This is a genomic window from Chitinophagaceae bacterium (assembly GCA_016717285.1).
Taxonomy (GTDB): domain Bacteria; phylum Bacteroidota; class Bacteroidia; order Chitinophagales; family UBA10324; genus JACCZZ01.
Genome location: JADKFU010000004.1, coordinates 630,571 through 649,540 on the forward strand (window position 1 = coordinate 630,571; position 18,970 = coordinate 649,540).

Here is an 18,970-nt window from a genome sequence, read left to right on the forward strand (position 1 = left end):
ATTATTCTTCTCTCATCACTGCTGCGATGGCTTTAGATAGTTTTGTTTCAGCAGTATCATTTCTCAACTCTTCTACTGATTTGTGAAATTTTAATTTTCCGTCCTGCAGGTAAATCACCTGTGTCACCACCTCATCCAGATCGCTGAGAATATGTGAAGTAATCAGAATGAGTTTGCCCTGTTCTTTTTCTTTCCGGATTTTTTCTTTCAGTATTTCAGACGACAATGGATCAAGACCTGCAGTTGGCTCATCAAGAATCATTACATCAGGGTTAAAGAGAAACGCAAGTGCAGCACTTACTTTCTGCCGCGTGCCGCCTGAAAGCGTCCGCATTCTTTTTTCCATCAGCGCATACAGCCCGAATTGCTCCATCAACTCTTCATCAAAGGAAACCACATCATCCTTTCGCAAGTCTCTCATCATAGCAAATACCTGTTTCATGGTCATGTTATCTGGAAAGCGACCGCTTTGTGGCATGTAACCTACTTTTCTCCGGTACTTCCAGTCCTTTGCAATATTCTTTTCATCAAAAAAAATCTCTCCTCCGCCAGGAACCACCATTCCCAGGATACATTTGATCAAAGTGGTTTTGCCTGAACCGTTTGGACCAATCAGTGCAACGCATTCACCACGTTTACACCAGATGGAAATTCCATCCAGCGCTTTCAATCCTCCAAATGATTTAGTAAGATTATTTACAGTAATCATGTCGTCAATGGTTTCATCGCCGGAGTTGCATCCAAAAAATTTTCCGGTGTTATCGTCGGAATAATTTTCTCCACATTGTCGAGCAACGTTACCATAAAACTATGCAACAGCATCATGGCTTCAGGCACCTGTTCGGTTAACATGCTGTAGAATGTAATGGGATGAAACGGAACATCTCCCACGCCGTTGCGGTCAAGATCATATCCCAGGTATTTATCCCAATAATTTCCGGCAAGCACATTAAGCACCAACGATCCGTTGGTAGCAACATCAAAGGTATTCGACATAAAATTATTCGCGCGGATCGTGTTGCCACTGCAACTTGCCTGCATACGCATTGCTGTTCCGTTTTTTGAAAAGTCGTTGTTCAAAACTTCAATCCGGTTGGTTCCTTCCATGTAAATGCCTGACGTATTCTGGCTGAATTGGTTTCCTTTCACGTAGCTGTCAGAAATTTCCTTCATCAGAATTCCGTAGGATGCACTGCCCCAGTTTTCAGAAAACGTATTGTTGGTCATGGTAACATTATGCGAAAACATTACGGCGCAGCCGGAGCCATTTCCTGTAAAAAAATTCTTATCGAAAATGTTACTGTGTGAAAACATGAAATGCAATCCATAACGCACGTTGTGTATACTCCTGTTTTCTGATATAACCGAATTGGATACAAACTCGAAATAAATTCCATCACGGTGTCCGGTAATCGTATTGCCTGATATTATCATGCTGTCGCAATGCCAGCAGTGAATTCCATTGCCTGACTTCATTTCGTCAGCACCCTTTGCCAGAAAACGATTGTTGATGATAAAACATTTAGTGGCGCTGAGATTGTAAACTCCGAAGTAAGTGTCGTCAAAGAAATTATGCCTGATTACAACATGATGGACATAATAAATTTTGATGGCTGACATTTCCGCAATATCTGAATACCCGGAACGGATGAGGTGAAATCCATCAATCACCACGTCATTTGATTTCACGGAAATGATCTCAAACCGGTCTTCACCATCCAGCACCGGCATATTGTTGCCGAGTAACACAATTGCTTTTTCTATTACGATGTTTTTTTCCTGATAGGTTCCCTTCGAAACCAGGATCGTATCTTTTGCTTTCGCAATCCGAAGCGCTTCCTTTATTGATTTTAATTTACCCTGCTCACCCACTTTCCAAACCGTTGCATGAATTGCCGGACTGATAAACAGAAAGGAAACTACCAAGATGAACTTTGCCACCATTTTCATGCAGATATATTGCGCGATTTTTTTACTGCTTCGAAAGTTGTTTCCAGGTTATTACTTCACCACCCAATTGCTGCTGAATTTTTTTCAGACTGTCTGTGACTGCAAAAGTTGCCACATTGCCGTTCATGGGCGAACCCAGCTTTGGGCTTGACAAAAAAAATGCGTTTTCAGTGTTTACAAATTTATGATCGCCGGAAAAATCAGTGAGATAAGCGGCCGCTGCCTTTTGATTTTTAAATGCTTCAGACTGCAGATAAGCCAGCAGGCAATGTGCATCGTCAAAACGCATCACTTTCCCTTTTGCAGTTATTAGTTCACCGGCAAACTTTGCATCCATTATAGTCATCTTACAATTGTCGCAATTATCCGCACCGTATTTTATGGGTTGCGGCGACTGACTGCAACTACTCAATGACAGTGAAATAAAAGCAAAAAAGGGAATCACAAACATCAATGTCAGCTTACTGCTTTTCTTTGCAATCTTTCTCTCCTGAAAAAAATCCCACAGGGCTGATCCAATAATTAAGGCGCCGCAGATGGCAAAAATAAATCCACCGATATCAGGAAATGAAAACGCGCTGAAATTCAACAATTGCTTATATCCGATAAGAGGTGGTTGATAAGCCATGCCGGGAACCTGTATCGGTGCAGACGGATCAAGATTGTGTCCATAGGCGTATTCCCAAAAGTAGAAATCGGTTAGTGAAACAGCCGCAATGATCACGAACAGTATTGCATATAGCCGAAGAAAGATTCTTCTGTTAAGAAATAAAACCAGCAAGCCAAGCAGTGCATAACCAATGATTACAAAGGGCAGTATTTTAAATTCAATGAAATCCTCATCGTGAAGTGTTTTCATGCCAATGTAGTGATTCAGTCCATTAATGATGGCAACATCACCCGTGAGTTTGGTTGCCCAGATCTTCATCGTCAAACCTTCGGGATATTGTGGTGCTACCAGTGATATTTTCCATATAGGAAGAAAAAGTACCGTTGCCATTGCAAGGGAAGCAATGAGAACAATTACTCTGAACACAAACGATAACTTATGCTTCATAAAATTCAGTTTCAACGCATTAAAATTGATCTGCTGTTTTTTGGTTCAGTCCTATCGTAAAAAGGAGCAGCGGATCTTAGCTCGCTGCTCCGGTACAACAGAACTAAATAGTCTATTACGGATTCAGCGGCGGCGCTTGCTGCCCTGTGCTGAAACTGATCGGAAGCGTACTTCCCGCAGGAGATACTCTCATGTAACCTTGCATTTCCTGATGCAAAGCGCTGCAAAAGTCAGTGCAATAGAATGGAACTATACCGACCTGATCTGGTACAAATTTCAGTGTTTGCGTTTCGCCGGGCATAATGAGAATTTCCGCGGTATTCGCACCTTTTATTGCGAAGCCATGCGGCACATCCCAGTCCTGTTCGAGATTGGTGACATGGAAATAAACTTCATCCCCCAATCTTACTCCTTCAATGTTGTCGGGTACAAAGTGTGAGCGAATAGCAGTTGCATACACGTCAATTCTGTTTCCCTTGCGCTCTACCCTCGCTTCCTTTTCACCTTTTGCAACAAAAGGGTTTTTGTTTTCTTCAATCTTGAAAAATTTAACGGAGTTTTTGGAAATCACATCCGCAGCAACGGCCTGTGCATAATGCGGTTCACCCACGGTTGGAAAATCAAGAATCAATCTCATTTTGTCACCCGAAATATCATACAACTGTGCGCTCTGTGCCAATTCCGGTCCGGTTGGCAGGTACCGGTCTTTTGTAATCTTATTATAAGCAATTACATATTTCGGATTGGGCTTACGGGAATCGCCACCGGGAATACAAAGGTGACCAATGGAATAGTAAGTCGGAGCCCTGTCAAGAACGGTGAGATCTTTGATATTCCATTTCACTATTTCTGACGAAACGAAAAATGAAGTGTACGCATTTCCTTTTCCATCAAACTCAGTATGTAACGGACCAAGGCCGGGTTTTTTCACTTCACCATACAATACTGATTCATACTTAAGAACAGGAATGCTGTCGTAATTGCCAATGAAATCCTTTTTAGCAATGGCATCCATCATCTTTGTAAAGGAGAACACCGGTATTACTGCGGCGAGCTTTCCGCTGCCGACAATGTATTCGCCGGTTGGATCCACATCGCATCCATGCGGCGACTTGGGACATGGGATGAAATATACAATCCCTTCAAGCCCTGTGGGGTCAAGCACGGTAACTTCATTTTCAATAGTTGAAGTGGCCATATGTGTTTCGTCACTGTAAACATTGTGCGCATACTGCACTTTTTCCACCCTTCCTTTTCCGGCTTTCAGATATTCTTCCGCTTTTTTCCAGTTTACAGCCATGATAAAATCTTTATCTTTTTGCGATGCATTTACTTCGAGCAAAGTATTGGCCTGTTCTGTATTGTAACAGGAAAAGAAAAACCAACCATGCGACGGTCCTTTTCCGGCGTGACTCAAATCAAAATTTACTCCGGGCAGCAATAACTGAAAAGCAATCTTCATTCTTCCGTTCGTCTGATCAACACTGATGAAACTTACGGTGCCATGGAAATTCTTTTTATAGGTATTGATTGGCACATCGCGTTCTTTTCCCATGGGAATACTGAACCTTGTTCCGGCAATTACATACTCGGTATTTTCTGTTATAAAGGGTGAAGAGTGGTTGCCTGCGCTGTTGGGTATTTCAATGATCTCATCCGTACGGAAAGTGGCAAGATTGATGCGCGCGATGCGTGGAGTGTTGTTGCCATTTCCAAAAACCCATCTTCCATCTATTTCACCATTCGTTTGCGATAACTCAGTGTGATGCAAATCATCCCAGGGCACAAAGCCGTGAGAAGTATTCAGCATTGGGGAAGTATTTTCATTGAAGCCATATCCGCTTTCGGCAGATTGTGTAAATACCGGAATGATACGCAGCAACCTGCCGGAAGGCAATCCATACACTCCCATTTGCCCGTTGAAACCACCCGAAACAAAGTTGTAGAATTCATCATACTTTCCTGGTGCTACATACACTTCTTGTGCGGCATCACCTGAAATGGCCTGTGCGGCATTTTTAGTTTTGCATGACTTCAGCAAAAAAGCCATGGCTATCACTGTGGTTATCACCAGCAGGTATTTAATGGAAGTTTTCATATCTGTCAATTTACTTTAAGGTTTAAGAGTATTTATAATATTATTTAACACCATCATTCTGACGCATAAATTCAAGTACTTTTCTGGCGTCATCATCATTAAGGTTTTGATTTGGCATTCTGATAAGGCAGGTCTCCAGCATCGCTTGTGCCGCAGCATCTTTATTCAACATTTCATCGGTATTGGTCGCAAAATTCATGATCCACTCAGGTGCTCTTCTTGTTGTCACACCCTTCCAGCCAGGACCTACCAGCCGTTCATCAGTCAGTTTATGGCAACTGTAGCATTTCAATTCAAACACTGTTTTGCCGGCTGTTGCCAATGGAACATCAAGTGTTGCAGGAAGGTCAACATGCGTGAATTTGCCGATGCCTCTTTTGTTTTCAGCTTCATCATTTAATTCAGGATGATCTGTGGTTTTGTTTTCCGGCTGATAGGTATCACCTGATTCATTTTGGTCTGCATTGCTATTCTGTGAATCGTTTGAACAGGAAAAAGCAAAGGCCAGCACCGAGATCGCGAGAAGGTATTTTTTCATAGGGATGGAATTAATTGGTGACAAATATCCTGCGTCTCAAAATAGTGATTTATGATTTAAATCATGTTTTACCCTAACATACATCATATTCTTTAACCAGTTCAAACGGAATAACCCATCAACCGACTTATTAATAGTTTATGGTCTGAACAAAAGATCTTCAATGATAAAATGACAAAAGTCATTATTTGTTGAATACTCCTGTTGCATGTTTGCAGTAAACCCTGTTCAGTTGCATATACCTCAGACTTCCCCAATACTGGCCTGCTTTCACTGCGGAGATGAGTGTGTTGGTGAGTCCATCAGCAGTGGTGATAAAATATTTTGCTGCGACGGCTGCAGGCTCGTGTATGAATTGCTAAGCGAAAATAATCTTTGCACTTACTATCAATTAGAGCAATATCCCGGACACAAACCCTATAGTGGAACGAACAAACGGTTCGCATGGCTCGATGATGAAACAGTAGTGAGTCAATTACTTACCTTTTCAGAAAAAGATATTGCTGCGGTAAAATTTTCGCTGCCTCAGATTCATTGCACCTCGTGCATCTGGCTCCTGGAAAATCTCCACAACATTAAACCCGGAATTATTCATGTGCATACCGACTTTCTGAAGAAGGAAGCTTCGGTTACTTTTAACAATCGACTGATTTCTCTCCGGCAGGTGGTGGAAACGCTGGCGGAAATAGGCTATGAACCGGACCTTCGGCTAAGTGATCTGCACAGGAAAAATGCAGCAAACACTAACAGAACATTACTTTATAAAATTGGAGTAGCCGGCTTTTGTTTTGGAAACATCATGATGCTGAGTTTTCCGGAATACCTGACTGGCGTTACAAGTATTGAACCGGCGCTGCGGCATTTTTTTGGTTTTCTTAACCTCCTGCTTGCGCTACCGGTTTTTTTTTACAGCGCAGGAGACTACTTCATCAATAGCTGGAAAGCGGCCAGACAGAAATATTTCAGCATTGATTTACCCATTGCACTCGGACTTGCGGCAATGCTGATTCGCAGCACTTATGAAATAATTTCAGGTGACGGTGCCGGCTATTTTGATTCAATGACCGGACTCGTGTTTTTTCTTCTTGCAGGAAGATATTTTCAGGAGCTTACTTATAAAAACCTGTCTTTTGAGCGCGATTATAAATCCTATTTTCCGATTGCTGCTACCGTGAAAAAAAACGGAATTGAAATTTCAACGCCTATTTCCAATCTGAAACCCGGTGATAAAATAATTATTCACAGTGAAGAATTAATTCCTGCCGATGCAGTGCTGCTGAACGGTGCAGCAAACATTGATTACAGTTTCGTAACCGGTGAAGCGGTGCCGGTAAATAAAAATACCGGTGATTTGATTTATGCCGGCGCAAAACAAAAAGGACCTGCGATAGAATTGCTGGTGCAGAAAACAGTGGAACAAAGCTACCTCACTCAATTGTGGAATCACGATAGCTTTCTAAAAAACAAACATGCCACGCTTTCAACCCTTTCTGATAAAATCAGCAAGTATTTCACACTTGCTATTTTAATGATCGCCTTGCTTACGGCGATCTATTGGTTTCCAAAAGATATGCATCGCGGTATTCTTGCCTGCACTGCTATTCTCATCATCGCATGTCCTTGTGCATTGGCTATAACCGTCCCCTTTACTTTTGGCAATGTGATCCGCATACTTGGCAGAAATAATTTTTACCTGAAGAATGCTGCGGTGGTGGAATCCATTTCCAAAACAAATAGTATTGTTTTTGACAAAACCGGAACAGTTACCGTACAGCAGACAAAACAGCTCCTGTTCGAAGGCGAAGCACTCACTTCAGAAGAATGGAGGATGATTAAAAGTCTCACTACCCAATCCATTCATCCGCTCAGCAAAAAGATTACGGCCTATTTATCCGGCTTCAACGCAATGAAAGTTGAACATTTCACAGAAACACCGGGAGCAGGAATTGCGGGAGAAATTAATGAAACAATGATTCGGGTGGGTTCCGCGGATTTCATTTCATCGGCGATGTGTCCTATGCACTCATTTTTGAATGGTGATACACGTGTGTATGTTTCCATCAATAACAAATTTGCCGGTACTTTTTGTTTTTCCAATATGCTTCGCGAAGGATTAAAGGAACAGGTGCACCTGCTGCAAAAAGATTTTCAACTTTTCCTGCTAAGTGGTGACAAGGAAGGAGACCGTAAACTAATGGAAGATATTTTTCCGGATAAAGAACAACTGTACTTTCAGCAGTCGCCCACCGATAAACTACATTTTATAGACAACCTCCGGCAAATGAAAAATAAGGTGATGATGATTGGGGATGGATTGAATGATGCCGGCGCTTTGCAACAAAGCGACACCGGCATTGCAGTAAGTGATGATCTTTTGCAATTTTCTCCTGCCTGCGATGCAATTCTTAAAGGCAGTGAATTTAAAAAGCTTTCCTCCTTCCTCCAGTTTTGCAAATCAGCTATTCATATTATCTGGCTCACTTTCGGCATTTCTTTATTATACAATGTAGTTGGAATTTCTTTTGCCGTACGAGGTGAATTGTCGCCAATGGTAGCGGCCATTCTGATGCCCTTAAGTTCTATCAGTGTTATACTGATCACAACGGTTTCAACAAAATGGAAAGCGGCAAAACTTAAACTCTGATAAGAAGTCAGACCTGACTATTCTCTAAAAGGAAAAACTTATTCTTTTCAGTCAACCGCTCTCTATTCGCAATGCTCCATCATTTAATACCTGATAAAAGTCATGATTTCATTTGATATTGGTCATGTTCTTTGCACAATGCCCCCAGATACTTTTATGCCCAGATTATGATTGCACTCATCCTCCTGATCTCCTGTAGTTTAATTGTTGCGGTAGCTTTTCTGATTGGTTTTCTCTGGTCGGTAAGCAGTGGCCAGTATGACGATATCTATACCCCTTCCATTCGAATGCTTTTTGAGAATGAACTAAAAAATGATCAGGAAGCAAGACCTGATACCACAAAAGAAAATCACGAATCATACAGTCAATCACCTACAAAAAAACAACTTCACCCGTGAATCAATCTATTCAACTGGAGCGCTTTGAATACGACAATAAAATTGTCCGCAAATTTTTAATCGCTACAATCTTATGGGGCGCCGTAGGAATGTTGGTGGGATTACTGGCTGCTCTGGAACTCCCATTCCCATGGCTTAATGGTGGCATTCCCTGGATAAGTTTTGGTCGTATACGACCACTCCACACCAATGCTGTAATCTTTGCCTTTGTCGGGAACGGCATTTTCATGGGTGTTTATTATTCATTGCAGCGTTTACTGAAAGCCCGCATGTTCAGCGACCTGCTCAGTCAATTGCATTTCTGGGGATGGCAACTCATTATTGTGCTGGCTGCTGTCACACTTCCATTAGGCTTAACCACCAGTAAAGAATATGCGGAACTCGAATGGCCGATTGATATTCTCATCGCTTTGGTCTGGGTCATCTTTGCTATCAACATGTTCGGAACTATTATTCGCCGTCGCGAACGACACATGTATGTAGCCATTTGGTTTTATATCGCAACAGTGGTAACAGTAGCCGTCCTGCACATCGTAAATTCTCTCGCGATTCCGGTTTCTTTCATGAAGAGTTATTCAATATATGCCGGTGTTCAGGATGCGCTGGTACAATGGTGGTACGGACACAATGCCGTCGCATTCTTTCTTACTACTCCATATCTCGGACTGATGTATTATTTTCTACCGAAAGCCGCTAACCGTCCTGTGTATTCATACCGACTTTCTATTGTACACTTCTGGGCGTTGATCTTTCTTTATATCTGGGCCGGGCCACATCATTTGTTATATACTGCTTTGCCTGATTGGGCACAATCGCTGGGAACTGTTTTCTCCATCATGTTGCTCGCACCATCATGGGGCGGAATGGTAAACGGATTACTTACACTACGCGGAGCATGGGACAAAGTGCGTGAAGATCCTGTTTTAAAGTTTATGGTGGTTGCCGTTACGGCTTACGGGATGGCAACTTTCGAAGGACCGTTGCTCTCCATAAAAAGTGTGAACGCTATTTCACACTATACCGATTGGACGATTGCACATGTGCATGTTGGCGCTTTGGGTTGGAATGGCTTTCTCACTTTTGGTATGCTGTATTGGCTCATTCCACGATTGTATGGCACTTCCATTTATTCGAAAAAACTGGCAAACAACCATTTCTGGATCGGTACGATCGGCATCCTGTTTTATGCTATTCCAATGTATTGGGCTGGTTTTGCAGAAAGTTCTATGTGGAAGGAATTTACACCTGAAGGTTTCCTCCGCTATCCGAATTTCCTGGAAACAGTAAAAAATATTATTCCGATGTATGATGCCCGTGCCATTGGCGGTCTGATATATTTGGTTGGAATGTTCATGATGATTTATAATCTGTGGATGACAGCACGGCAAGGAAAATTTATTGGGGATGAAACTGCTGAAGCCGCCTCTTTAAAATCACAGGAATTACCTGCCGGTCAAACCCACTGGCACCGCAAACTGGAACGTAAACCTATCCGCTTCGCCTTCATCGCACTCATTGTAATTATGATTGGTGGCTTGATTGAAATGATTCCAACATTTATGATTAAGTCAAATATTCCAACCATATCCAGCGTGATGCCATATACGCCGCTGGAACTGGAAGGCCGCGATCTTTACATCCGTGAAGGTTGCAACACCTGTCATTCCCAAATGATCCGACCGTTCCGCTCAGAAACAGAACGTTATGGCGAATATTCAAAAGCAGGAGAATTTGTTTATGACCATCCATTTCTCTGGGGATCGAAACGTACCGGGCCTGACTTGCAACGTGAAGGCAATAAATATCCTAATGCATGGCACTACAATCACCTGATGGATCCAGGAAGCATGTCGCCCGGAAGCATCATGCCTTCTTATGCATGGTTCGGAGAAAATAAACTGAGCACTTATCACACCGCTGATAAAATTCATGCGATGAGAAAATTAGGTGTTCCTTATCCGGATGGCTATGAAGAACAGGCTGAAGCTGATTTGAAAAAACAGGCTGCGATAATTGCCAAAGACCTCAACGATAATGGCGTGCCGGTTAATGGTGATGAAGAAATCATTGCCATCATCTCTTACCTGCAACGACTTGGAACCGACATTAAAAAATCACCTACAGCAAACAACAACTAACCATGTTTCAAAATAATCTCGCTTCCATCACCGGTATTGCTATCTATCCGTTGATTTCGTTTGTGGCTTTCTTCCTGTTCTTTGCCGCTGTAAGTGTTTACGCTTTTATGCAGGATAAGCAGGAAATAAAAAAAATCAGCGAAATGCCATTGCACGATGATGTAATTACGGAACAGCAAAATCATAACGCTTAATAATTGCAGCAGACCTTTTTAAAAATTCGCCATGAAAAAAAATAAGATCACCCTCTTCATCGCAGCTTATGCTTTGCTTTTCTCTTTACCTGTGGCGGCACAGCAGACCGGAACCGCTTCTTCCACAGTAGCTTCTTCCTTCGCTACGTATCAATCATTTTATTACGTAATCGCAGGATTGTTGCTGGTGATGTTCTTTATGATGCTCACGATGTTAAAACTTGCAAAGCTGATTGGTGAACAACAATACCATATCATTCATGGTAAGCCAATGGAAACGGCATCGGAACTGGCTGCTCAAAAAACAAAGGAAGACTGGTTTACAACTGCCTGGAAGAAACTGACCGCCTCCGTTCCAAAAGGAGTTGAGAAAGATGTGATGCTTGACCATAATTATGACGGTATACGTGAACTGGATAATCGGATGCCTCCGTGGTTACAGTACATTTTTATTGTTTCTGTTGCCACAGCAATTACTTACTTATTTGTTTTTCATGTTTACCATATCGGAAAACTTCCTCTCGAAGAATATGCTGCAGAATTGAACCAGGCAGAAACACAAAAAGCGATGATGTTGCAAACAGCCGGTTCTTCCATTGATGAATCGACAGTAAAACTGTTAACAGATGTGTCGTCAATTGCTGCAGGAAAAACAATCTTCATCGCACGCTGCTCTCCTTGCCATGGCCAAAAAGGTGAAGGTGGTGTAGGCCCGAATCTCACGGATGATTATTGGTTACATGGAGGCGCCATTGGTGATGTATTCAAAACAGTGAAGTATGGTATTCCTGCCAAAGGAATGGTAAGCTGGAGTGGTATCCTGAAAGCGGAAGAAATGGAAACAGTTTCCAGCTTTATCATGTCATTGCATGGAACCAATCCGCCGAATCCGAAAGCGCCTCAGGGTGATAAATTTGTACCGCAGGTAATTGTGGCGAGTGATACAGTGGCCGTTGTTATAGATACTACCAAAGTGAAATCATAAAATGACGCAGTAATTGTGCTGCGATTATGAAAGATGATTTCAACATACAATGACTCACGCAATTATAGAACCCGAATCTTTTCGCGACCACCTTTCCATTCTTGATGAGAAAGGAAAGCGCAGGTGGATCTATCCAAGATTCCAGGCAGGAAAAGTATTTACCCGCAGAAATATTTTTGCGTATCTCATGCTCGCACTTTTAGTGATGGGGCCTTTTTTGAAGATTGATGGTCATCCGGTATTTCTCTTCAATGTGCTCGAACGTAAATTCATTGTCTGGGGAATTGCATTCTTCCCGCAGGACTTTTTTCTTTTCGGCCTTGCCATGCTTACTTTTTTTGTTTTCATTATCCTATTCACATCTGTCTTTGGCAGATGGTGGTGCGGCTACGCCTGCCCGCAAACCATTTTCATGGAATTTATTTTCCGGAGAATTGAGTACGCGATAGAAGGAGATGCGCAACAACGGAGACAGCTTGATAAAGCTGAATGGAACGCAGAAAAAATCTGGAAGAAGAGCAGTAAGCACATTCTCTTCTTCTTCATCTCATTTCTCATTTCAAATATCTTTCTCGCTTACATCATCGGTATGGATGAGTTGCAGAAAATCATGACCGAACCGATAACAGAACATTTCATCGGCTTTGTCGCCATCATCGTTTTTTCAGGTGTGTTTTATGTGGTGTTTGCCTTTCTGCGCGAACAGGTTTGTATTGGTGTTTGTCCCTACGGAAGACTGCAGGGCGTTTTGCTCGATAAAGATTCGATGGTAGTTTCCTACGATCATGTGAGAGGAGAACCGAGAGGTAAACTAAATACTGCCGGTACCGGCGATTGTATTGACTGCCATTTGTGTGTGGCTGTTTGTCCTACCGGAATTGATATCCGCAACGGAACACAACTCGAATGCATCAATTGTGCTGCCTGTATTGATGCCTGCAATTCCATCATGCAAAAAGTGCATCGTCCCGAAGGACTGATACGTGTAGCTTCGCACCGTCAGATTTTAACAAAGAAAAAATTCACCATCACCCAACGCATGATCGGCTATGCCTGCCTTTGGACAGTTTTAATTACAGTGCTCGGTTATCTTGTTGTATCAAGGCCGGAAGTTCAAACCACCATTCTTCGGGCACCAGGGCAACTGTTTCAAAAACAGGAACATGATTTCATTTCGAACCTATACACCGTCAACCTGGTAAATAAATCTTTTCACGATCACAACATTGAACTGAAAGTAATGTCACCCGAACATTCGTCGCTTTCAATGGTAGGCAAAAACCTCTTCACAAAAAGTGAAGAAATTACAGATGGAACATTTTTTATCCAACTCCCGCAAAGCGATATTACCAACATTAAAACCAAAGTGCAGATTGCTGTCTATTCAAATGGAAATAAAATTGATCAGCTGGAAACTACATTTATCGGTCCTGTTTATAAACAATCTGGTAGTGAAGAACACACGGAAAAGAAGGAGCTGGAAAATGAAACGGAAAAGGAACACTGAAAATCTATTAACATGAGAATTAACTGGGGAACCGGCATTACCATTACATTTTCGTTGTTTGCTGCAGGCATGTTGTCACTCGTTTGGTTATGTGTTCAACAGCCACAGGATCTTGTAAGTGTTGATTACTACAACCGCGAAATCGCTTTTCAACAGCAAATCAATAAAACCTCGAATACACTTGAACTGTTGCAACCGCTCCAGTTCAATTACGATGCTGCAACGCACTCGGTAATCATTTTATTTCCGCCTGAAATGAAAGGCAAATCTTTAAGTGGTGCACTTCAGTTTTTCAAACCCGACAATGCGGCATTGGATTTTGAGATACCGGTTCATCCTGACCAATCATTAGGTCAACTCGTAGACGCTGGTAAAATGAAGAATGGGTTATGGCACATTAAGGCCGATTGGAAATCGGATGAAAATAGTTTCTACCAGGAAGCAAGTATTGTAATCAAATAATTAAAAAAATATTATGATTTGGGGCGGTTTCATGCTCGGTTTATTGGGTAGCTTTCACTGCGTGGGCATGTGTGGACCACTTGCGATGGCATTACCTGATTCAAATGCATCCAATGCCCGCTTTATTTGGGGAAGAATCTTATACAACCTCGGACGTGCAACTTCTTATGCATTGATGGGCGCATTTTTCGGACTCATTGGATTTGGATTTTATTTTTCCGGCATTCAGCAAGGCATGAGTATCACCATTGGACTATTGTTGCTCTTTAGTGCCATTCCTGTTTTTACAGAATTTAAAAACCGTTGGCAGTTTGGTTTTTCAGGCAAACTAAAAAAACTACTCGCTCCGCTTTTTTTAAAAACATCCGCTTCCAATTTATATTTCATCGGATTGCTAAATGGATTACTGCCCTGTGGATTTGTTTACATGGGAATTGCAGGCGCACTTCTCGCCGGAACCGTCATTAATGGTGCACTCTTCATGTTGTTGTTTGGATTAGGAACATTTCCAATGATGATGTTGCTTTCTGTCAGCCGGAGATTTGCCACGCCAAAATTTCGGTTCCGCATTAATCGCCTGATGCCGCACATAGCGATGTTGGTAGGTATGCTTTTAATATTGCGCGGCCTCAACCTTGGTATTCCATATCTGAGTCCCGATCTCTCTATGAGTGCGCAGCAGACCAATAATTGCTGTCATAAATAATTGCTGATTTCCTTTTTAGTGAAGCACTTTGTTATTGCTGTGAGTGGTAATTTCGGCGAATAAAATTCTTTACCATGAAAAATGCGTTAAACTGGTTCGAGATTCCTGCTTTGGATTTTCAACGGGCTCAAAATTTTTATGAAACAGTTTTTGAATTTCAAATGCCTGTCATCATCAATGAAGAAAACTTCAAAATGGGATTGTTGCCTGCGGATGCAGCGGCCGTTGGAGGTGCCATCGTGTGGAATACTAATTCATACAAGCCATCATCCACTGAAGGTGTACTGATTTATCTGAATGCAAATCCGGATCTTGAAATCATGCAGCATCGGATTGAAAAAGCAGGTGGAAAAATAGTGATTACAAAACGACAGATTTCTCCTCAGTTCGGGTTTATGGCTATCTTCAATGACAGTGAAGGCAACCGGCTTGCTTTGCACTCCAATTCATAACCTGACAATTCTAATGATAGCACGGCACTATTTTGCCTGCTTCTTCCAGTCTGCTATTCTAACCGTTCCGTGTTTCATACTTTAAGTTGCTACTTGCAATCCAATACCTTTTCATTTACTTTGCCAAAATTTGAACTTTACATTCTCTATGAAGAAACTACTGCTCCTCCTTCCCATTCTAATCCTCTTTTCTTTTAAAGCCAAAGAAAAACGCCACACAGTTGAAATCACGACTGAATATGGCGTAATTAAGTTGATGCTGTACAATGAAACACCACAGCACCGCGATAACATGCTGAAACTGGTGAACGAACATTTTTACGACAGCTTATTGTTTCACCGTATAATTAAGGATTTTATGATCCAGGGCGGAGACCCTGATTCAAAGCATGCAGTAGCAGGTGCTATGCTGGGAAGCGGTGATATTGGTTATACCATTCCTGCAGAATTTAATCCTGCACTGTTTCACAAAAAGGGAGCGCTCGCAGCAGCACGCAACAACAATCCTGAAAAACGTTCTTCCGGTTGCCAGTTTTATATTGTAGAAGGAAAAAAATATTCCGATGCCGAACTCGATAACATCGAACAACGAAGCGGCATAAAGTACACTCCCGAACAACGCGAAGCCTACAAAACAATTGGCGGCACTCCTCAACTTGATCAGGGATATACTGTATATGGTGAAGTATATGAAGGTTTGAATATTATTGACTCTATTGCCCACGTTGCCACTGCTTCCAGCGATCGTCCGGTGAAAGACGTTCGCATGTTTATGAAAGAAGGCAAGCAAATGAAAGTGAAATAGCCGATGTCCGCGACTTTCAAGTCGCCATCAACATCCAATGTACTGTGACATTTATATCACGGCAATTGTTTGTTGTCATTACTCTACCTTCCTGAATTTGCCCTCCACAGCAAATACCCGACACTTCCACAAAAGCCGCTCGTCCATTTAATTTTTTATCTTTCCCCTACCCGGCGAAAATGATAAGATATCTCTTACGACGCATCCTGCTTTTTATTCCCACACTCATTGTCATCTCCCTGCTGGCATTTGTGATCAGTGTGAATGCACCCGGCGATCCTGTTGACCGTTTGGTAACTGCTGCAGAATCCGGTGACGTAGCAAACACAGCCACCTCATCCATGCTGGAGGAGAAGCAATACTGGACACACCGGCTCGGCCTCGATCTTCCCGTTTTTTATTTCAGCATTGCGCCACTTTCGTATCCGGATACATTGTTCAGAATCATTGATAAAAAAGAACAGCATGCGCTTACTGTCATGCTCAACAGTTATGGCAACTGGCTTACGATTGAGTCATATCATTCAAGCGTGTTACAACTTTGTGCAACACATTCGCAACTGTCCAAAGACTCAGTGCTTATGTCATCATACCATCAAAATGAAATCAGGGAGGCAATAAATCAATCTGAATTTACTTCGCATTCGCTGCTGGATATTAGTAACGAAAAAGTGATTCGTTCAAAAATGAATGAGCTCAGCATACTTTACAACAAGCATCCGTTTTTTAAAAATCAAGAGGCAGCGTTGCAACAGGTAATCAAAGCGCATGATGAGATGAGGGCATCTCCGCAACGATGGCGCAATTACATTCCCATCATTCAATTTCATCCGCAAAATCAATATCACCGTTGGATTTTTGGAGATGGCAACTGGCTGACAGGTAAAGGAAGCACCTTCTCCAAAGGATTGATTCGTGGTGACCTTGGAATGTCATACACCACAAAAATGCCGGTGAATGAAATAATTTCAAAGCGCATTGGCTGGTCATTATTCTTTACGCTGTTATCTGTAATACTTGCTTATCTCATCAGCGTTCCGATTGGCATTAGAGCTGCGGTAAAACAGGGATCCTTCTTCGATCGGACCTCATCGGTACTACTTTTCATGCTTCATTCTATGCCTGCTTTTTGGGTGGCCACTTTATTGTTGATGATTTTTGCCAACTCTGATGTGCTGCCGTGGTTTCCTTCCTCGGGAATAAAACCGGTTACGGGATATCCTGATACTGCCGGCTTCTTCGAAAAAATAAAGCTATCGTTGCCGTATATCATCCTTCCATTAATTGCGTACACTTATAGCTCCCTTGCCTTTCTTAGCAGGATGATGCGTGTGTCGGTGCTTGAAGTAGCGAACCAGGATTACATTCGTACAGCACGCGCAAAAGGTCTTTCGGAAAACACCGTCATCTATAAACATGTTTTCAAAAACGCATTGCTTCCCATCATTACTGTATTCGCAAATATTTTTCCGGCAGCAATCGGCGGTTCTGTAATCCTTGAAACAATTTTTTCTATTCCCGGAATGGGATTGGAAACCTACCAGGCCATTCTTACACAAAATTACCCGGTAATAATCGGTGTATTCACCCTTACCGGTCTACTTACGCTCATCGGTTACCTTCTTGCTGATATGCTGTACGCCTTTGTTGATCCACGTATTTCATTATTGAAAAAATAAGGGATGAAGAGCAAGCAATCGCCACCATTCCGGTTTCGCACACATACAGCGCAACAGTTTCACAAGAATATACCGGCTGTGATTTCATTGTATGTGCTGGTGCTGCTCGCTGTGCTTGCAATGTTCGCGCCTTTACTGGCAAATGAGCTGCCATGGTACATTAAATACGAAGGCGAAAATTATTTTCCTGCTTTTTCATGGAAGAAAAACTATATCGTAAAACATCAGGATGGTTCGTCAGAAAAACTGCAGCTCGATATAACGGACTGGAAAAAAATTCCCGCAGAAAAAATCATCTGGGCGCCGGTCGTGTATTCTCCGGGGAAAAGTGATTACAATAATGCGAACTACAAATGCCCCACCTGTGATCAAAAATTTATCGACAGCAATGGAAGTGAAATAGAAATGCCTGGCCGGTTCAGGCATTGGTTGGGCACCGGAAATCGTGGCGACGATCTGTTAACAGGTCTTATTCATGGTTCACGTATTTCACTTACAATTGGTTTTCTTTCCATGGGTATAGCCACCCTGATTGGGATTTTATTAGGTGCGTTTGCCGGCTTCTTCGGCGATCACACATTAACTATCACACGGGGAAGATTGGTATTCACTATCATCGGAATTTTTTTCGGTTGGTTTTACGCCTCTCAACTACGGGGTGAAACAGTGAGTGGAGGAAGTGACAATACAGCAAACAGTTTACTATCTGAATTCCTGTTGCGTATGCTGATCTTCTTTTTAGTGGTTATAATTTTTTCTTTTCTCGGAAAATATGTAACCATGTTCAAATGGCTGAATAGAAAAATACACATTCACATCGATGGACTCATTTCCAGGCTCATTGAAATTATGGTCTCCTTACCATTGTTCATACTCATACTTACCATTGCAGCCATTTCAAAACCTTCCATCTATAATGTGATGGTGATTATCGGATTAACAAATTGGACCGGCATTGCTCGCCTCACCCGTGCCGAAATGCTGCGGGTGCGACAACAGGAATTCATTCAATCTGCCCAGGCACTTGGATACAGTCCGTTCCGCATCATGCTTCGTCATGCATTGCCAAATGCACTTGCACCGGCACTCATTTCCGTTTCGTTCGGTATTGCCAATGCAATACTTATTGAATCATCTCTTTCATTTCTGGGAATCGGGGTGCCGCAGGACGTAACTACCTGGGGTTCGTTGCTGAGCGCAGGACATGGAAACTTCAGTGCATGGTGGCTTGTGGTGTTTCCCGGACTTTGCATCTTTATCACCGTAACCGCTTACAACCTGATTGGCGAAGGATTGCGGGATGCGATGGATCCGAAAATGATGCGGTAATATGCCAGACGCCGGTTATGCAATACAC

At 42.3% G+C, this 18,970-nt stretch carries 17 protein-coding genes; 12 read left to right on the plus strand and 5 right to left on the minus strand.

Translation table 11 applies throughout. The features are described 5' to 3' along the window. Window position 1 precedes the first annotated feature (1 nt). The 5 genes from IPO83_07795 to IPO83_07815 all read right to left on the minus strand — a co-directional run bounded on the left by IPO83_07795 (window position 2) and on the right by IPO83_07815 (window position 5,643). Window positions 2–709, minus strand: a complete 708-nt coding sequence (locus IPO83_07795) for an ABC transporter ATP-binding protein (GenBank protein MBK9731177.1) — start codon at window positions 707–709, stop codon at window positions 2–4. Then, complete coding sequence (gene nosD / locus IPO83_07800; protein ID MBK9731178.1) at window positions 706–1,944, minus strand: nitrous oxide reductase family maturation protein NosD; 1,239 nt, start codon at window positions 1,942–1,944, stop codon at window positions 706–708. Before nosD ends, IPO83_07795 begins: the two co-directional genes overlap by 4 nt. A 28-nt stretch (window positions 1,945–1,972) precedes the next feature. Then, window positions 1,973–3,007 (minus strand): nitrous oxide reductase accessory protein NosL, encoded by a 1,035-nt coding sequence (locus IPO83_07805; protein MBK9731179.1) that lies wholly within the window; start codon window positions 3,005–3,007, stop codon window positions 1,973–1,975. A gap of 115 nt (window positions 3,008–3,122) precedes the next feature. Then, the gene (gene nosZ / locus IPO83_07810) at window positions 3,123–5,105 is read right to left on the minus strand and encodes a Sec-dependent nitrous-oxide reductase (protein MBK9731180.1); all 1,983 of its coding nucleotides are present in this window, start codon (window positions 5,103–5,105) and stop codon (window positions 3,123–3,125) included. Window positions 5,106–5,145: 40 nt separating this feature from the next. Next, on the minus strand, window positions 5,146–5,643 hold the full coding sequence (locus IPO83_07815; protein ID MBK9731181.1) for a cytochrome c: 498 nt from the start codon (window positions 5,641–5,643) through the stop codon (window positions 5,146–5,148). Between the two features lie 208 nt (window positions 5,644–5,851). On the opposite strand from IPO83_07815, the gene IPO83_07820 reads away from it, so the two are divergent. From IPO83_07820 to IPO83_07875, 12 genes are all read left to right on the plus strand, one after another. After that, complete coding sequence (locus IPO83_07820) at window positions 5,852–8,287, plus strand: heavy metal translocating P-type ATPase metal-binding domain-containing protein (protein MBK9731182.1); 2,436 nt, start codon at window positions 5,852–5,854, stop codon at window positions 8,285–8,287. Between the two features lie 167 nt (window positions 8,288–8,454). Beyond that, window positions 8,455–8,685 (plus strand): cbb3-type cytochrome oxidase assembly protein CcoS, encoded by a 231-nt coding sequence (ccoS, locus tag IPO83_07825; protein ID MBK9731183.1) that lies wholly within the window; start codon window positions 8,455–8,457, stop codon window positions 8,683–8,685. Between the two features lie 8 nt (window positions 8,686–8,693). Continuing rightward, window positions 8,694–10,823: a cytochrome-c oxidase, cbb3-type subunit I gene (ccoN, locus tag IPO83_07830; protein ID MBK9731184.1), complete on the plus strand. Its 2,130-nt coding sequence runs from the start codon at window positions 8,694–8,696 to the stop codon at window positions 10,821–10,823. A 2-nt stretch (window positions 10,824–10,825) separates the two neighbouring features. After that, complete coding sequence (locus IPO83_07835) at window positions 10,826–11,017, plus strand: CcoQ/FixQ family Cbb3-type cytochrome c oxidase assembly chaperone (protein ID MBK9731185.1); 192 nt, start codon at window positions 10,826–10,828, stop codon at window positions 11,015–11,017. A 31-nt stretch (window positions 11,018–11,048) separates the two neighbouring features. Then, window positions 11,049–12,002 (plus strand): c-type cytochrome, encoded by a 954-nt coding sequence (locus IPO83_07840; GenBank protein MBK9731186.1) that lies wholly within the window; start codon window positions 11,049–11,051, stop codon window positions 12,000–12,002. A gap of 49 nt (window positions 12,003–12,051) precedes the next feature. After that, on the plus strand, window positions 12,052–13,509 hold the full coding sequence (ccoG, locus tag IPO83_07845; protein ID MBK9731187.1) for a cytochrome c oxidase accessory protein CcoG: 1,458 nt from the start codon (window positions 12,052–12,054) through the stop codon (window positions 13,507–13,509). A gap of 12 nt (window positions 13,510–13,521) precedes the next feature. Further along, window positions 13,522–13,971: a FixH family protein gene (locus IPO83_07850; GenBank protein ID MBK9731188.1), complete on the plus strand. Its 450-nt coding sequence runs from the start codon at window positions 13,522–13,524 to the stop codon at window positions 13,969–13,971. A 13-nt stretch (window positions 13,972–13,984) separates the two neighbouring features. Next, the gene (locus tag IPO83_07855) at window positions 13,985–14,677 is read left to right on the plus strand and encodes a sulfite exporter TauE/SafE family protein (protein ID MBK9731189.1); all 693 of its coding nucleotides are present in this window, start codon (window positions 13,985–13,987) and stop codon (window positions 14,675–14,677) included. Window positions 14,678–14,751: 74 nt separating this feature from the next. Then, window positions 14,752–15,129: a VOC family protein gene (locus IPO83_07860; GenBank protein MBK9731190.1), complete on the plus strand. Its 378-nt coding sequence runs from the start codon at window positions 14,752–14,754 to the stop codon at window positions 15,127–15,129. 148 nt (window positions 15,130–15,277) lie between these two features. Further along, on the plus strand, window positions 15,278–15,934 hold the full coding sequence (locus IPO83_07865; protein ID MBK9731191.1) for a peptidylprolyl isomerase: 657 nt from the start codon (window positions 15,278–15,280) through the stop codon (window positions 15,932–15,934). Between the two features lie 179 nt (window positions 15,935–16,113). Next, window positions 16,114–17,613 carry an ABC transporter permease gene (locus IPO83_07870; protein ID MBK9731192.1) on the plus strand — a complete coding sequence of 500 codons (1,500 nt, stop codon included), beginning with the start codon at window positions 16,114–16,116 and terminating at the stop codon, window positions 17,611–17,613. Between the two features lie 3 nt (window positions 17,614–17,616). Further along, window positions 17,617–18,942, plus strand: a complete 1,326-nt coding sequence (locus IPO83_07875; protein ID MBK9731193.1) for an ABC transporter permease — start codon at window positions 17,617–17,619, stop codon at window positions 18,940–18,942. Window positions 18,943–18,970 lie beyond the last annotated feature (28 nt).

Coding starts and splice junctions, on each gene's coding strand:
- IPO83_07865 (MBK9731191.1), top strand. CDS start 15,278: ATGAAGAAACTACTGCTCCTCCTTCCCATTCTAATCCTCTTTTCTTTT.
- IPO83_07855 (MBK9731189.1), top strand. CDS start 13,985: ATGATTTGGGGCGGTTTCATGCTCGGTTTATTGGGTAGCTTTCACTGC.
- IPO83_07820 (MBK9731182.1), top strand. CDS start 5,852: ATGTTTGCAGTAAACCCTGTTCAGTTGCATATACCTCAGACTTCCCCA.
- IPO83_07850 (MBK9731188.1), top strand. CDS start 13,522: ATGAGAATTAACTGGGGAACCGGCATTACCATTACATTTTCGTTGTTT.
- ccoS (MBK9731183.1), top strand. CDS start 8,455: ATGATTGCACTCATCCTCCTGATCTCCTGTAGTTTAATTGTTGCGGTA.
- nosZ (MBK9731180.1), bottom strand. CDS start 5,105: ATGAAAACTTCCATTAAATACCTGCTGGTGATAACCACAGTGATAGCC.
- ccoG (MBK9731187.1), top strand. CDS start 12,052: ATGACTCACGCAATTATAGAACCCGAATCTTTTCGCGACCACCTTTCC.
- IPO83_07840 (MBK9731186.1), top strand. CDS start 11,049: ATGAAAAAAAATAAGATCACCCTCTTCATCGCAGCTTATGCTTTGCTT.
- IPO83_07795 (MBK9731177.1), bottom strand. CDS start 709: ATGATTACTGTAAATAATCTTACTAAATCATTTGGAGGATTGAAAGCG.
- IPO83_07875 (MBK9731193.1), top strand. CDS start 17,617: ATGAAGAGCAAGCAATCGCCACCATTCCGGTTTCGCACACATACAGCG.
- nosD (MBK9731178.1), bottom strand. CDS start 1,944: ATGGTGGCAAAGTTCATCTTGGTAGTTTCCTTTCTGTTTATCAGTCCG.
- IPO83_07815 (MBK9731181.1), bottom strand. CDS start 5,643: ATGAAAAAATACCTTCTCGCGATCTCGGTGCTGGCCTTTGCTTTTTCC.
- IPO83_07860 (MBK9731190.1), top strand. CDS start 14,752: ATGAAAAATGCGTTAAACTGGTTCGAGATTCCTGCTTTGGATTTTCAA.
- IPO83_07805 (MBK9731179.1), bottom strand. CDS start 3,007: ATGAAGCATAAGTTATCGTTTGTGTTCAGAGTAATTGTTCTCATTGCT.
- IPO83_07870 (MBK9731192.1), top strand. CDS start 16,114: ATGATAAGATATCTCTTACGACGCATCCTGCTTTTTATTCCCACACTC.
- IPO83_07835 (MBK9731185.1), top strand. CDS start 10,826: ATGTTTCAAAATAATCTCGCTTCCATCACCGGTATTGCTATCTATCCG.